Genomic DNA, 14,031 nt, shown 5'->3' with positions numbered 1-14,031 from the left:
TTCGATAGAACACGGTGACATCGCCGTACCGGTGGCCCTCCGTCTCCACCAGCCGTTCGATCTCCTGCGCCACGAAGGCCGCCTCTTCGTGCTCGTTCTCCGCGCGGAACCGGACGGCCAGTTCGCCGTCCACACCTTCCGTCCACAGCGACTTGGGCTTGCGCTGCACGTTGTGCTCGATCAGCGCGTTGGCGACGGCCAGGATGTTCGACGTGGAGCGGTAGTTCTGCTCCATGAGGAACACCTCAGCGTCGGGATAGTCGCGTTCGAAATCGAGGAGGTTCTGGATCGTCGCGCCGCGCCACGAGTACACGCCCTGGTCGGCGTCGCCGACCACGCACACGTTGCGGTACTTCGCGGCGAGCTGGTTGACCAGCTGGTACTGAGCGCGGTTCGTGTCCTGGTACTCGTCGATCAGGATGTAGCGGAACCGCTCCTGGTAGTGCTCGAGCACCTCGGGCCGTTGCCGGAACAGCAGGACGGTCTCGGTGATGAGGTCGTCGAAGTCGAGCGCTCCGGCCGCGCGCTTGCGCTCCTCGTACGCGAGGTACACCTTCGCGATCGTTTGCTCGTAGAAGTTTCCGGCGAGGTCGTGGAAGTCCTGTGCGGTGAGTACCTCGTCCTTCGCCTTGCCGATCGCGGCCGCCATCGCCCGGGGCGGATAGCGCTTCGCGTCGAGATCGAGATCCCGAAGGACCGCGGCGAGGAGCCGCTCCGTGTCGCCCTCGTCGTAGATCGTGAAGCTCCGCGGCAGGCCGAGGTGGTCGTGCTCCGCACGCAGGATCCTGGCGCAGGCCGAGTGGAAGGTCAGGATCCACATCCCACGCGCAACGCGCTGGCCGATCAGCCCCTCCACGCGCTCGGCCATCTCGCGCGCGGCCTTGTTCGTGAACGTGATGGCCAGGATGGAGTACGGGTTCACGCCCCGCTCGCGGATCAGGAACGCGATCCGGTGCGTGAGCGCGCGCGTCTTCCCTGAACCTGCACCGGCGACGATCAGGACCGGACCCTCACTGTGAAGGACGGCCTCGGCTTGAACGGGATTCAAGTCCCCGAGGAGCGGCGAGGCGGACGGCATCGCTTCAATCCTAGGCACGCGCACCGCCACCGACGTTTGAACCCGGGCTACCTGCGACACTCTTCCTCTTATGGGCCGGACGCAGACGCTCGAGCCCGCGGGGGCCACCGAGCCAACACCCCCGCGCCGGCGGCGCTCCGGCAGCGGCCGGGTCCTCCGCATCATCGGTTTGGTCCTGATCGCCGCCGCGCTGGCCGTGGGTGGATACGTCTGGTGGCTGCTCTGGGGGACCGGCTTCTTCACCTCGGCCGCTCAGGACCAGATCCGCGCGCCGTTCGAGCGGCTGATCGGGACGACGCCACCCGAGAACGCACCGCCGGCCGACCGCGTCGTGAAGGTCCCCGGCGCGGCGGTGGCGATCCTGCGCATTCCGGACATCGAGGTGAACTACGTCGTCGTCGAGGGGACCGGAACCGAATCGCTCAAGAAGGGCCCCGGGCACTACTCGTGGACGTCCTATCCGTGGGAGGACACCGGCACGGTCGGTATCGCCGGGCACCGAACCACGTACGGGGCCCCGTTCTGGTCGCTCGATGAGCTCACGCGTGACGACCGGATCGTCCTGGCAACGGAGTACGGCATCTTCAACTACCGCGTCACACACAGAGAGTTGATCGATCCGTCAGACGCGTCCGTTTTGGATCCGTCCGAGGAGCCGACGCTCGTTTTGACGACGTGCAACCCGCGGTTCTCCGCCACGCAGCGCTTGGTCGTGTTCGCCGACCGCGTCGGCTGACGCGTCGAGCCGGATCACTCCCACTCGATCGTTCCGGGCGGCTTCGAGGTGACGTCGTAGACCACGCGGTTCACGCCCGGCACCTCACGGACGATCCGGCTCGAGATCCGGTCGAGCACGTCATGCGGTAATCGGGCCCAGTCCGCGGTCATGGCGTCCTCGCTCGTGACGACCCGGAGCACGACCGGATGCTCGTACGTCCTGCCGTCTCCCATGACGCCGACGCTTCGGACATCGGCCAGCAGCACGCAGAACGCCTGCCAGGTCTCGCGGTCGAGTCCGGAGCGCAACACCTCTTCACGAACGACGTGATCCGCGGTTCGGACGATCCGCAGGTTCTCCTGGGTTACCTCGCCCACGATCCGAACGGCGAGACCCGGCCCGGGGAACGGCTGGCGCAACACGATCTCCTCTGGCAGTCCGAGCTCGGCGCCGACCGTTCGAACCTCGTCCTTGAACAGGTCTCGAAGGGGCTCGACGAGCTTGAGATTCATCCGTTCGGGCAACCCGCCGACATTGTGGTGGCTCTTGATCCGCGCGGCCGTTCGCGAGCCGCTCTCGATCACGTCGGGGTAGAGCGTTCCCTGCACGAGGAATCTCGCGCCGCGATGCTCCGTCGCGACCTCCTCGAACACGCGGATGAACTCCTCGCCGATCCGCCGCCGCTTCTCCTCCGGATCCGTGATGCCCGCCAGGCGCGCGAGGAACCGGTCCGCCGCCTTCACGTGGACGAGCGGCACACCGAAGTGCCTGCCGAACGTCTCCTCGACCTGGTCGGGCTCGCCCTCGCGAAGGAGCCCGGTGTCGACGAAGACGCACGTGAGTCGATCACCGATGGCCTTGTGCACGAGCAGCGCCGCGACCGCGGAATCGACCCCGCCCGAAAGCGCACACAACACCTCTGCATCGCCGACCTGAGCGCGAACCGCGGCCACCGAGCGCTCGATCACGTTGGCCGGGGTCCACTCCGGGAGGAGTCCGCAACCGTCGTAGAGGAATCGCTTCATGATCGCGGTTCCTCTGGGCGTGTGCGCCACCTCCGGATGGAACTGGACGGAGAACATTCCCCGTATCGGATCCTCCATCGAGGCGATGGGGATGGCGTCGGTTCGGGACGTCACGCGAAAGCCCTCCGGCGCGCGAGTCACGGCGTCGCCGTGGCTCATCCACACGGGCTCGTCGGCGGCGAGGTCCTGCAGCAGGATGCCGCGGTCGCCGAGGTGGAGCGTCGTCCCTCCGTACTCTCGCCGACCGGTGGCCTCTACGGCGCCGCCGAGCGCCTGGGCCATGAGCTGGTGGCCGTAACAGATGCCGAGGACCGGCACGCCCAGCTGGAACAGGCGCGGATCGATCGATAGCGCTCCGTCCTCGTACACCGAGGCCGGGCCGCCGGACAGGACGAGGCCCGCCGGCCGTCGTCTCGCGACATCCTCGGCGGAAAGGTCGTGCGGGACGATCTCGGAGTAGACGTGGCATTCACGGATGCGGCGGGCGATCAGCTGCGCGTACTGCGCCCCGAGGTCGACAACCAACACCGGCCGCGGGTGCTCGCTCCCCACGCCTGCGCCTAGTGCCCCATCCCGACGCGCTGTTCCTTCTGGTAGGTCTTGCCCTCGGTCTTGATCGACGGCGCGATCACGAGCTCGGCCTTCTGGAACTCGCGGATCGTCTCGTAGCCGGTCGTGGCCATCGACGAGGCGAGCGCGCCGAACAGGTTGTAGGTCCCGTCGTTCTCGTGCGCCGGTCCGACCAGGATCTCCTCGAGCGAAGCGACCTGCCTCGTTTTGACGCGCGCCCCACGCGGGAGCGTGGGGTGGAACGTGGCCATCCCCCAGTGGTAGCCGCGGCCGGGAGCTTCGTACGCGCGCGTGAGCGGGGAACCGATCATCACCGCATCGGCGCCACAGGCGACCGCCTTGGCGATGTCCCCGCCGGTGCGCATCCCCCCATCCGCGATTACATGGCAGTACCGGCCAGACTCGCGAAGGTGCTCCATCCGAGCGGCCGCGGCGTCCGCGATCGCAGTCGCCTGAGGAACCCCGACGCCGAGCACGCCGCGCGTCGTACAAGCGTTCCCCGGTCCGACGCCGACGAGCACCCCGACCGCACCGGTGCGCATCAAGTGCAGCGCCGTCGTATACGAGGCGCACCCACCAACGATCACCGGCAGGTCGAACCCGCGGATGAACTCCTTGAGGTTGAGCGGCTCCGAACGCGTCGAGACGTGCTCCGCGGAGACGACGGTCCCCTGGATGACCAGGACGTCGAGACCCGCATCCACGACCGTCTTCGCGAACCGCTCGACCCGTTGCGGCGTGAGTGAACCGCACGATACGACGCCGGCGTCCTTGATCTCGCGGATCCGCCGCGCGACGAGCTCGCCGTTGACCGGCTCGCGGTACAGCTCCTGCATCCGCCGCGTGGCCTTCTCGTCGGGGAGGGACGCGATCTCCTCGTAGATGGGTTCGGGGTCCTCGTACCGCGTCCACAGGCCCTCGAGGTTCAAGCAGGCGAGGCCGCCCAACTTCCCGATGAGCGACGCGGTGTGGGGCGAGACCGCGGCGTCCATCGCCGACGCCATCATCGGGAGGCGGAACGAGTACGCGTCGACCTCCCAGGTCAGGTCGACGTCGTCGGGGTCGCGTGTCCGACGCGACGGCACGATCGCCACCTCGTCGAACCCGTACGCGCGTCTGGCGACCTTCCCCTTGCCGATCTCGATCTCCATGCGTCTCCCCTAGATGCGCGAGAGGCCCTCCCCTTCCGGGGAGAGCCTCGAACCACCAACCATGCGCCGACGGTACCACGGCACACCTGGCGTCGAGCTCAGCGTCCGAACTCGCACTGAAGGTACGGGGTCTGGATACTGTCGCAGCCGATGCGCTCGAGCCGCGTGACTCTGGGGATCGTCTTCTACGGTGGTCTCGTCGCGCTCCTCGCCGGCGTCCTCCTCGAGATCTTCCCGATGTTCCTCCCCGACGGGATCGCCGACCGGATCGGCCACAACAGCGAGGGTGTCCTCCTCGCGCTGATCCTCGCCTTGTGGATCGAGCACGCCAGGCCGAAGGTATCCGGCTCGAGTCTGGAGTGGCCGCTGACGTTCGCCGTCGCGATCGTGTGCGCGGCCGCGGCCGTGTTGCTTCTCTGGACCGACCTGCCCAGCAGGTTCAGGACGCTGAACGAGCCGTTCCTCGCGGCTGCCGTGCTCGTGCCCTGCGTTCAGATCCGCCGCCCGCTCCCGTCGAACCTCGCCATACTCGCCTCGCTCGCCGTGCTGGCCGTCATTGTGCTCGGCGAGCGCACCCAGGTCGTCACTGACCTCGCTGAGACCCTGGGCGTGCTCGTCCTCGCGCCGATCGGTTTCGACGTCGTCGACCGCGGCATCCTCGACCCCTCCGCTCCGACGTCTGCGAGGCTCCGATACGGCTGGTACGCCCTACTCGTGGTCACGCCGATCGCGTTCTCCGTACTCCAGTACGCGGTGGGTGTGTCGGGCGTCGCGGGCGAGGTGACCCGGTACGGCGTCCGGATCACCGAGGCGTTCCTGTGCATGCTGCTCGTCGAGCTCTATTTCGCGGTTGGACTCGGCCGGACGGGCAGCGAGCAGCGGCATCCGGTGGCTCGAGACGTCCCGCAGCCCTGACCTCGACCCCGGTCAGCGCCCGTCCGCGACGTGGCCGGTCTGCGTCACCCGCAGGTCTGTCATCCCCGAGTGCGCCCGCTCGCCCTCGACCATGACGGTGTCGTCCTCCACGTATCCGCGCTCGCGGAGGTTCGCCAGCACGTTCTGGAGGGACTCGATGGGCTCCTCCACCATCGTGTCCAGCACGAGCTCCGGATCATTGGGCGCCTCGTACGGGTCGTCGACGCCGGTGAACCCGGTGATCTCGCCGGCGAGAGCCTTCTTGTAAAGGCCCTTGGGGTCGCGGTGCTCCGCGATCTCCTCGACCGTCGCGTGCACGTAGACCTCGACGAAGTCGCCGATCATCTCTCGAGCGCGTGCGCGCGCGTCTCGATATGGAGAGATCGGACAGCAGATCGTGGCAACGCCGTTACGCGTGAGCAGCTGCGCGACGAACGCGATCCGCAGGATGTTCGTGTCTCGGTCTTCCTTGCTGAATCCCAGCCCCCTGCTGAGGTTCTGGCGGACGACGTCGCCGTCGAGGATCTCCGTCTTCAGGCCGCGCGCCTGAAGCTCGTGGTACAGCATCTCGGCGATCGTCGATTTCCCGGCGCCGGACAGGCCGGTGAACCAGACGGTGAACCCCCGCGGTTCGCGTTCCGTCACGCGAACGCTCCTCGTCCGCTCGGGCGTTCAGGATCCAGTCCGAACAGCCGCTCGATCGAGGGACCCACTTCGACGAGGCTGAGGCCGTCGATCTGGCCAGTCCGCTGCTCTTCCCGTCCGGCCATGACGAAGACACCTGCGCGATCGTGGTTGGCGCCGTCCGGTCCCGTGTCGTTCTCGTACGTGTAGACGCTCCGGTTCCCGATCGACCCGACCGATCGCCAGCCGAGATCGCCGAAGTAGACGAGCAGGTCGGGCGGGACACCGCGCACCTCCGGATAAACGTCCTCCGGTTTCAGCACGGTTGTGCGGAGCGGTTCGCCGTCCGGTCCCACGGTCGCCTCGAGCTTCTGAACGAGCTCGTCGCGCACCTCCTCGTACCGTTCCGGCTCGACGACGCCCTCCGGCTCACGTCCCTTGACGTTCAGGAAGAGTCGGCCGTAGTAGCCGCCGTCACCCCAGGCGACGGTCTGACTCCAATCGATGACCGCGTCCCCGAAGGGGATCACGTGCGAGGGGTACGCCTCGACCGAGAGGTAGCCCTCCTTGATCAGCCAGTCGTTGAAGCAGAACCCGCCGACCATCCGGCGCGCTCCGTGATCGCTCATCACGATGACGATCGCGTCGGATGGAAGCGCCTCGAGAAGCGACCCGATCTGGTCGTCGAGGAAGCGGTAGTAGTCCTGGAAGGCCGTCTCGTACTTGTTGCCGGGCTCGTGGAGGGGATGGAGGGGGTCCCAGTGCTGCCAGAACACGTGATGCAACCGGTCCGGCGCGATCTCGCACAACATGAACAGGTCCCACGGCTTCTCCGCGGCAAGCTTCCGGCCGATGCGGAACCGCCGCTCCGTCATCTTGAACACCTGGTCCAGCGCCTGGTCGTACCCGGCGCGACGGAAGTCCGGGATGTCGAAGATGTAATCGTTCGCCTCCCCGAGCTCGCCGACGATCTCCGTCTGCAGCTCGGCTGGGAACGCCCACGACTTCGCCGACGGCGGCGTCAGGAAGCACGCCACTCGCCAACCCGGGAACTCCTTCGGCGGCGGATATCCGGGAGGCACACCGATGAGCAACGAACGGAGACCCTTGGCGCCCAACGCATCCCAGACTGCCGGCGCGGTGATGGCGCCGGAGGTGGCGATCGACAGACCGCTGTACGTCGTGTCCTTGCGATTCCGGAAGCCGTAGATCCCGAGCTCCCCGGGCGTCTTTCCGGTCATTGCGCACGCCCAAGCGGGGACGGTGATGGGCGGGGTGATGCTCTTGAGCTCGCCCCACATCCCTCGTTTCATCAGCGCCTGGATGTTGGGTGTCTCCGCGGCGAGGTCTCCGAACATCAGCTGCGGCGTTGCGCAGTCGAGGCCGATCACGGCGACGCGTGGCGTGTCGGGCATGTCCCCTCTCGGTGGTCTGCATGGAACGGAGCCGGTCGCTCCAGCGCGCGCATGCTACCAATGGGTCTGCTCGTCCGACCTGCGAAGATGCGCCCTCGTGAAGCTCCTCGGCGCGACGCTCTCATGGCAGGCCGTGCTGTGGGCAATCGCGGGCGTGGCCCTGGTGATCGCACCGGGATGGGTCACCGAAGTGCTCTTCGACCAGCCGCCGGTCGAGGACGCCTGGCTTCGCGCATTCGGCGTCGCCTCTGTCTGTCTCGCCGCCCAGATGGTCCTCGTCCGGCGCAAGCTGGAGGAGCTCTGGTGGTGGTCGTGGACGTTCGTACTGCTTGAGTTGGGAACGGCGGTGGTGTTCGCGGCGACCGCACTCCTCGGGGCGCCAGAGGGCGCCCCGACGTGGCCGTGGCGGTCCCTCGCCCTCCTGAATGCGGCGTTAGGTGCACTCGAGGTCATCGGTCTGGCGAAGTCGGGAACAGAACGGCCTGCGGCGTGACGTGATGAAAGAAGAGCGGGACCTCTCTCGAGGTCCCGCTGGCTCGTGCAGGTCCTTCTGGTCCCGACGGGCACTACTTGGTGAACTGGACGCGGAACGTGTGCGACGATCCATCCTTCAATCCGAGTTCGAAGGAGAAGCAGCTCCCCGCGTAGCCCTTCTGCGTCTTCCACACGTAAACGTAATGGTTGGCGGTCGAGTCGTAGGTGAGCGCGCTTCCGCCAGCGGTCGTCGTGACGTACTCCTCGATCGGATCGGGGACGATCGATGAACCCGGACATGCGATCGATGTGATCTTGGGGAAGCTCGCCTTCAGGATGTCGAGCCCTTGGTTCCCGCCGAGATTGAACTTCACCGGGATCGCTTGACCGGCCTTCGCCGAGTTCCAGCCGACGTTGTCGACCGGCTGGAAGAAGCCCGTCCAGTTGTAGTGGATCTGGTACGTCACGCTGACGGCGGAGGCGGCGTTGTCGGCGTTGTCTGTTGCACCCGCGCACGTCGCAGTGACTGCGCCGACGGGTCCGCCGCTGGTGGACGGCGTCGCCCCAATCGCCACTCCCGACAAGGTATCGGTCGTGCTGCATCCGGCAGCAGGAACGGAGCCGAGCGTGTAGACCGCACCATCAGTCACACCGGTCACCGACACGGATGGCGCCGTCTTGTCGATCATGAAGGCGTCGCTCGTCGCGGCCCCCGCCACCGCGGGGTTGTCCGCGAGGTCGGTGAAAACCGGGCTACCTACTGTCACGGCGGCGCCCTCGCCAGTCGTGGTGGACGTACCGGTCGCCGTCGACGACGGGCCTGCGAACCCGGACAGCGTGTCGGTGGCTGTGAACGTAGCGACGACATCGGTCTTGTACCACCCGTTGACATTGGGGCTCGGAGACGCACTGGTGTATGCGACAGTCGGGGCGGTCTTGTCGATGTTGATCCCGCTCACCGTGTCAGTTGCCGAGTTTCCTGCTTTGTCGACGGCCGTTCCGGTCGAGGACTGACCCGCCCCTTCACTCGAAAGCGACTCGTCTGCGCCGCAGGAAGCGACCCCTGACAGGTTGTCGTCGCACGTATAAGAGACCGTTACGTCCGAATTGTTCCAGCCGTCCCCGTTCGCTGCGGGGGAAGCACTCCCGGAGATCGTGGGCGCCGTCGCGTCGCGCTTGATCGTGACCGAGTCGGTGGAGGTTCCGCCTGTGCTTGTGGCAGTACACGTGAACGTCACGCCCGTCGTGTCGCTTGTCACTGAGTTCGTGGCGTCACAGTCGACGGATCTTGACGTGATAGCTGAATCCGGATCACTGACGCTGAACGTCACTGTGACGTCGCTTCTATACCAACCGTTGTCTCCAAGCGTCCCTGTGATGGTGTGGGTGATGACCGGGGGCGTCGCGTCGGACGGAGGGGCGGGATTCACTTGCAGTGTGAATGCCGCGGGGTTGGTATTCCAGAGACTGCCCGACTTTCCACCCGTTAAGGAGAAGGCTCCGCTTGCGAACGTATACGTGCCGGCGGAGGCGGCCGTGAACGAGGCGGTGAGGGTGTTACCGCAGCCGACGAATTGAAGCGTTCCCGGAGAAACGGTCACGCCCGAGGGTGGAGAAATAGTCATGAACGCAGGATTGGCGCCAGTGGCGTTGCAGCCAGATGCATCCAAGTTCGAGGGATCTACGTTGCTCGCCGTGATGAAGAACCCAACCGACACGGACACGCCCGCAGTCGTAGTGGCCGTCTCGAGCCCCGAATCGGCTGTCGCGTCCAAGTTGTTCACTACCGGATCGGCGACGGCGACGCTGACCATCGCCACCGTGAACACCACAGTCATCAACGCAACGGCCGGCAAAGACCACTTCTTCCTATTCATCTAGTGTCCGCCCTTCTCGGTCATCAAAACAGAACCTTGGCGAGCCTGATCACTCCCGGGCCAACCACGAGGATCAGGAGCGCGGGAAGGATGCAGACAATCATGGGGAACAGGAGCTTCACCGGGATCTTCATGGCCCGCTCCTCAGCCCGCTGACGGCGCTTCGTCCGCAGCTCCTGCGATTGCGCCCGCAGTACGCTCGCGATGCTCACGCCGAAGACGTCTGCTTGCACCATCGCGAGAACGAAGCTCCGGAGCTCCTCGACGTTCGTCCGCTCGGAGAGGCTCCGCATCGCATCGGTGCGTTTTACGCCGAGCTGCATCTCGTGGAGCATCCGCCCGATCTCGTCGGACATCGGCCCCTTCATCGAACGGCGGGCATGAAGGAGCGCGGCGTCGAACGCGAGGCCGGCCTCGACGCTGATGGTCAGCAGGTCGATCGTGTCCGCGAGCGTTCGCCGGATGTTCTCTTGGCGGCTCTGGGCCTTTCGGTCGAGAGCGGCGATTGGGAAGATGTACGCGACGAACGCGAGGAGCGCGATCCATCCCGGCCCGAGGATGCGCTTTTCACCGCTCATCCCCAGGATGTAGCCGCTGATACCAGCCGCGATCGTCGCCGCCAACTGCGCCGCGAGGAACAGCTCGGCCGTCCACTTGCCCGAGCCCCCCGCCAGCACGAGCCGGCGCGCCACGCCGTTCCGCAATCCCGCGGGCGTGATGCGCGCGGCCGCAGTCGAGAACCGCGAGATGGCGGGCGCAACGACACGCTCGGAGAACGACGCAACTGCGCCATGGGGACTCACCGAGATCCCGGCGCTCTCCAGCTGCCCTTGCAGCACCTGGGCCGATCGCCGATTTCGGGAGACCGAGATCATCGTGGCGCCCGCGAGCAGGACGACAAGGAAGGTTCCGAAGACACCCACGAGGAGATACATCTGTTCAGACATTGAGCCTCACGATCTTTCTCATCCAGATGTAGCCGACGCCCATCAGTGCTGCGCCCGCGACAGAGATGAAGATGCCGGGCCGCGTGGACGTGAGCGTTCTGAGGTACTCGGGGTTCACCACCATGATGTAGCCGGCGAGCAGGACCGGCAGCACGCTGAGGACGACGATCGAGATACGTCCTTCAGCGGACAGCACCCTCACCTGACGCCGCAGCGTCTCGCGCTCGCGAACGGTCTTCGCCACCGTTTCGAGAACCTCGGCGAGGTTGCCTCCGATCTTCCGCTGGATCTTGATCGCGGTGACGGCCCACTCGAGGTCCTGGCTGCCGACTCGCTCGACCAGCGCCTCCAGGGCTTGATCGGTGTCCCGACCGAGGCGGATCTCCCTCAGAACCCGACCGAACTCGCCTGCCGTAGGCTCGTCCGCCTCCTTCACGGCCGAGTCGAGCGATTGGAGGAAGCTATGACCGGCCCGCATCGAGCTCGCGATGACCATGAGCGTGTCGGCGAGCTGCTTCTGCATGGCGTTCTGACGGCTCGAAGCAGCATGGGACAGCACCGCGAACGGCACGATTGCGCCGATGACTGCGCCCACGAGCGCGCCGATCACCGTCGCGACCACGAACCCCGCGACCGCCAGAACAACGACCCCGAGCGCGACCAAGAGCAGGAACTCTCCGCTCCGGATGCCCCAACCGGCATGCTCCAGCCTCCGAGCGAGCCGTTGGCCGGCCGACGTCTTGCTGGCCAGGTTCTCCGCGGAGTCTCCGAGTCGCTGGGGGAAGAACGTCTTGCTCACATCGCTCGCCGAGGGGTCGGCTCCGAGTGGCGGAGGCGGCAATGCGACGGTCTTGCCCAGTTCCCGAAGCCGACGCCGCCTGTCCGCCACGCTCACGGTCGTCAGACCGGCAAGTAGCACGGCCAGGAACGTGAAGGCGCTGACGATCCCCATCCCGAGCGGCGTCGCCCAGAACATGACCGCGCTGGTCGCCGCCGCCTCGGCGTTCTTCGGTATCAGGGCCTGTCCGGGCGCTACGAACCCGAACGTGTCGCGGCCGACAGAGGTATGAACGACGACGACGACCTGCGCGCCAAGTGGCGCCTTCGACCGATATTCCACAACGTACTGGCCGGAGAGCTGTTCGGCGAGCCCCGCATAAACGGTTTCGAGCTGCTCGATCGTGATCAGCGAATGCTCTCCACCCGTCTGTTGTGCCAGCCGCTCGAGCGTCGGCACCGGCGCGCCGGTTCGCGACAACCCGATCGTGAACACGGTCACACCGGCATCGTTCGCCGCGGCTACCGCCTCCTCGAGGCTGCCGTCGAGCGTGCACGGACCCGAGTCGGTCGGATCGGCCTTGCATCGACCGTCGGTGAGCAACACCAGATTGTGTTGACCGGTGCCGACAAACATGTCGGAGGCTGCGCTCACGGTGTTGAACAGCGCGGTGCCCTGACTCGTCGTCGCGGTCAGCGAGCCGACGGCGCGCTCGACGGACGCGCGATCGGCGGTCAACGACGCGAGGACGACAGGGTCGTCCGAGAACGTCACGACACCGAGCGGCATCGAGGCCGGTACTCCGGCGAGAAACGTTCGAGCCGCCGCGAGCGCAGTGCTCAGTGGTTCGCCTCGCATGCTGTTCGAAGCGTCGATTGCAAGGATCGCGTCGATGTGGCCTGCCTCGGCGCCGAACGTGTCCAGAGACGTCGACTGAACGGGGACATCGTTCTCGATGATCTGAACGTCGCGAACGTCTGAGGAGAGCGGCTCCTCCGTCGACACCGTCAGCCGTACGGTGGGGAAATCCGAGACGTCGGCCCCGCGAACTGAGACATCGCCCGACGCCGCGGCGGACCACGGCACGACGAAAACGGTCCAGCACGCGAGCGCCAGAACCAGACCGACGCGACCCCTCACCATGGTTCCGACCCCGGCGGCGGGGCGAACCACGACGTGTCGAGGAACACGTTGCGTTCGGCCAGCTTCTCCAGGAAATGCGGCCGGAGCCCGCTCGGGGCCAGGTGTCCTCGCACGCGGTTCCGTTCGTCCAGCCCTGCGTCGACGTGGAAGATGAAGAGGTCTTGCATCGTGACCGTATCGCCTTCGAGACCGACAACCTCGGTGACGTTGGCCACGCGACGGACTCCGTCCTGGAATCGGGCCACGTGAACGATCAGATCGATCGCCGCCGACACCTGCTCGCGAAGCGCTCGAACCGTGAGGTCCATGCCAGCCATGAGCGCGAGGGTCTCGAGGCGGGAGAGCACGTCCCGCGGCGAGTTGGCGTGAATGGTGCTGATCGAGCCGTCGTGTCCGGTGTTCATCGCCTGAAGCATGTCGAGCGTCTCGCCGCCGCGGACCTCACCGACGACGATGCGATCGGGTCGCATGCGCAGGGCATTCCGGACGAGATCGCGAATCGACACCTCGCCCTGACCCTCGATGTTCGGCGGGCGGTACTCCAGCGACACCACATGCGGCTGCTGCAGGCGCAACTCGGCGGAGTCTTCGATCGTGATGATGCGCTCGTCTTCCGGCAGGAACGCCGACAGGACGTTGAGCAACGTGGTCTTCCCCGCGCCCGTCCCTCCGGACACGAGGATGTTCAGTCGGCCCCGGACGCAGGCGTCGAGGAACGGAACGAGCTCTGGAGTGAGCGTTCCGAAGTCGATCAGGTCCTTTGCCGTGAACGGGTCCGCTGAGAACTTCCGGATCGTCAGAGCGGAGCCGTGGATGGCGAGGGGCGGAATGATCGCGTTCACGCGCGACCCGTCGGTCAGACGAGCGTCCACGTACGGGGAGGAGTCGTCGATACGGCGCCCCACTCGTCCGACGATCTTGTCGATCGTCCGACGAAGATCCTCCTCGTTACGGAACGAGACGTCGGTGCGATAGATTTTGCCTCCACGTTCGATGTACACGACGCGGTGGCTGTTCACCATTACCTCCGTGATCTCCGGGTCGCGGATGAACGGCTCGATCGGCCCCAGGCCGAGGATGTTGTCCCCGATCTGCTGGATGATCTGCGCCTTCTCCTGGATCGAGAGCGGTGTCTCAACGTCTTCGAGGAGCTCACGGAGCCGGCGATCCACGAGCCGGCGAAGCTCGCCGTCCTCCATCGCGTCGTCGTAGAGGCGGGCCCCGAGGACCTCGATCAGCCGTTCCTGTATCTGATCCCTGACCTCGGCAGTTCGATCCGGCTGCTCCTGCCGAGACAAACGTTCCGCAAGCGACAC

At 66.3% G+C, this 14,031-nt stretch carries 12 protein-coding genes; 3 read left to right on the top strand and 9 right to left on the bottom strand.

Annotation, left to right across the window (positions count from 1 at the left end; all coding sequences use genetic code 11):
* Positions 1 to 1,078: UvrD-helicase domain-containing protein (locus tag VFA08_04480; GenBank protein ID HYZ12846.1), on the bottom strand; the 1,078-nt coding region annotated here is incomplete at its 3' end.
* A gap of 70 nt (positions 1,079 to 1,148) precedes the next feature.
* On the opposite strand from VFA08_04480, the gene VFA08_04475 reads away from it, so the two are divergent.
* On the top strand, positions 1,149 to 1,814 hold the full coding sequence (locus tag VFA08_04475) for a sortase (protein ID HYZ12845.1): 666 nt from the start codon (positions 1,149 to 1,151) through the stop codon (positions 1,812 to 1,814).
* A 14-nt stretch (positions 1,815 to 1,828) separates the two neighbouring features.
* Here the strand turns inward: VFA08_04475 and guaA are convergent, their stop codons facing one another.
* Together guaA and VFA08_04465 are read right to left on the bottom strand one after the other, a co-directional pair.
* The gene (gene guaA, locus VFA08_04470) at positions 1,829 to 3,373 is read right to left on the bottom strand and encodes a glutamine-hydrolyzing GMP synthase (protein HYZ12844.1); all 1,545 of its coding nucleotides are present in this window, start codon (positions 3,371 to 3,373) and stop codon (positions 1,829 to 1,831) included.
* A gap of 8 nt (positions 3,374 to 3,381) precedes the next feature.
* Positions 3,382 to 4,542 carry a GuaB3 family IMP dehydrogenase-related protein gene (locus tag VFA08_04465; GenBank protein ID HYZ12843.1) on the bottom strand — a complete coding sequence of 387 codons (1,161 nt, stop codon included), beginning with the start codon at positions 4,540 to 4,542 and terminating at the stop codon, positions 3,382 to 3,384.
* Between the two features lie 165 nt (positions 4,543 to 4,707).
* Between VFA08_04465 and VFA08_04460 the strand changes: the two genes are divergently transcribed.
* Positions 4,708 to 5,457 carry a hypothetical protein gene (locus VFA08_04460; GenBank protein ID HYZ12842.1) on the top strand — a complete coding sequence of 250 codons (750 nt, stop codon included), beginning with the start codon at positions 4,708 to 4,710 and terminating at the stop codon, positions 5,455 to 5,457.
* A gap of 12 nt (positions 5,458 to 5,469) precedes the next feature.
* Here VFA08_04460 and cysC read toward each other — a convergent pair whose 3' ends face one another.
* Together cysC and VFA08_04450 are read right to left on the bottom strand one after the other, a co-directional pair.
* Positions 5,470 to 6,102 (bottom strand): adenylyl-sulfate kinase, encoded by a 633-nt coding sequence (cysC, locus tag VFA08_04455; GenBank protein HYZ12841.1) that lies wholly within the window; start codon positions 6,100 to 6,102, stop codon positions 5,470 to 5,472.
* Positions 6,099 to 7,496 carry an alkaline phosphatase family protein gene (locus VFA08_04450; GenBank protein HYZ12840.1) on the bottom strand — a complete coding sequence of 466 codons (1,398 nt, stop codon included), beginning with the start codon at positions 7,494 to 7,496 and terminating at the stop codon, positions 6,099 to 6,101. The genes cysC and VFA08_04450 overlap by 4 nt, the downstream gene beginning before the upstream one ends.
* A 97-nt stretch (positions 7,497 to 7,593) precedes the next feature.
* Between VFA08_04450 and VFA08_04445 the strand changes: the two genes are divergently transcribed.
* Positions 7,594 to 7,989 (top strand): hypothetical protein, encoded by a 396-nt coding sequence (locus tag VFA08_04445; protein HYZ12839.1) that lies wholly within the window; start codon positions 7,594 to 7,596, stop codon positions 7,987 to 7,989.
* A 73-nt stretch (positions 7,990 to 8,062) separates the two neighbouring features.
* Here VFA08_04445 and VFA08_04440 read toward each other — a convergent pair whose 3' ends face one another.
* Genes VFA08_04440 through VFA08_04425 form a run of 4 tightly spaced genes read right to left on the bottom strand, consistent with a single transcriptional unit; the run spans position 8,063 to position 14,031 of the window.
* A complete protein-coding gene (locus VFA08_04440; protein ID HYZ12838.1) occupies positions 8,063 to 9,847 on the bottom strand; it encodes a PxKF domain-containing protein in 1,785 nt (594 codons plus the stop codon).
* Between the two features lie 23 nt (positions 9,848 to 9,870).
* Positions 9,871 to 10,794, bottom strand: coding sequence for a type II secretion system F family protein (locus VFA08_04435; protein ID HYZ12837.1), 924 nt, complete (start codon positions 10,792 to 10,794; stop codon positions 9,871 to 9,873).
* Positions 10,787 to 12,712: a type II secretion system F family protein gene (locus VFA08_04430; GenBank protein HYZ12836.1), complete on the bottom strand. Its 1,926-nt coding sequence runs from the start codon at positions 12,710 to 12,712 to the stop codon at positions 10,787 to 10,789. Before VFA08_04430 ends, VFA08_04435 begins: the two co-directional genes overlap by 8 nt.
* Positions 12,709 to 14,031: a CpaF family protein gene (locus tag VFA08_04425; GenBank protein HYZ12835.1), complete on the bottom strand. Its 1,323-nt coding sequence runs from the start codon at positions 14,029 to 14,031 to the stop codon at positions 12,709 to 12,711. Before VFA08_04425 ends, VFA08_04430 begins: the two co-directional genes overlap by 4 nt.

Source organism: Actinomycetota bacterium (assembly GCA_035640355.1).
Taxonomy (GTDB): Bacteria; Actinomycetota; UBA4738; order UBA4738; family HRBIN12; genus CALGFI01.
The sequence above is the reverse complement of the archived record's forward strand: the minus strand, read 5'-3'. Positions and strand labels throughout refer to the sequence as shown.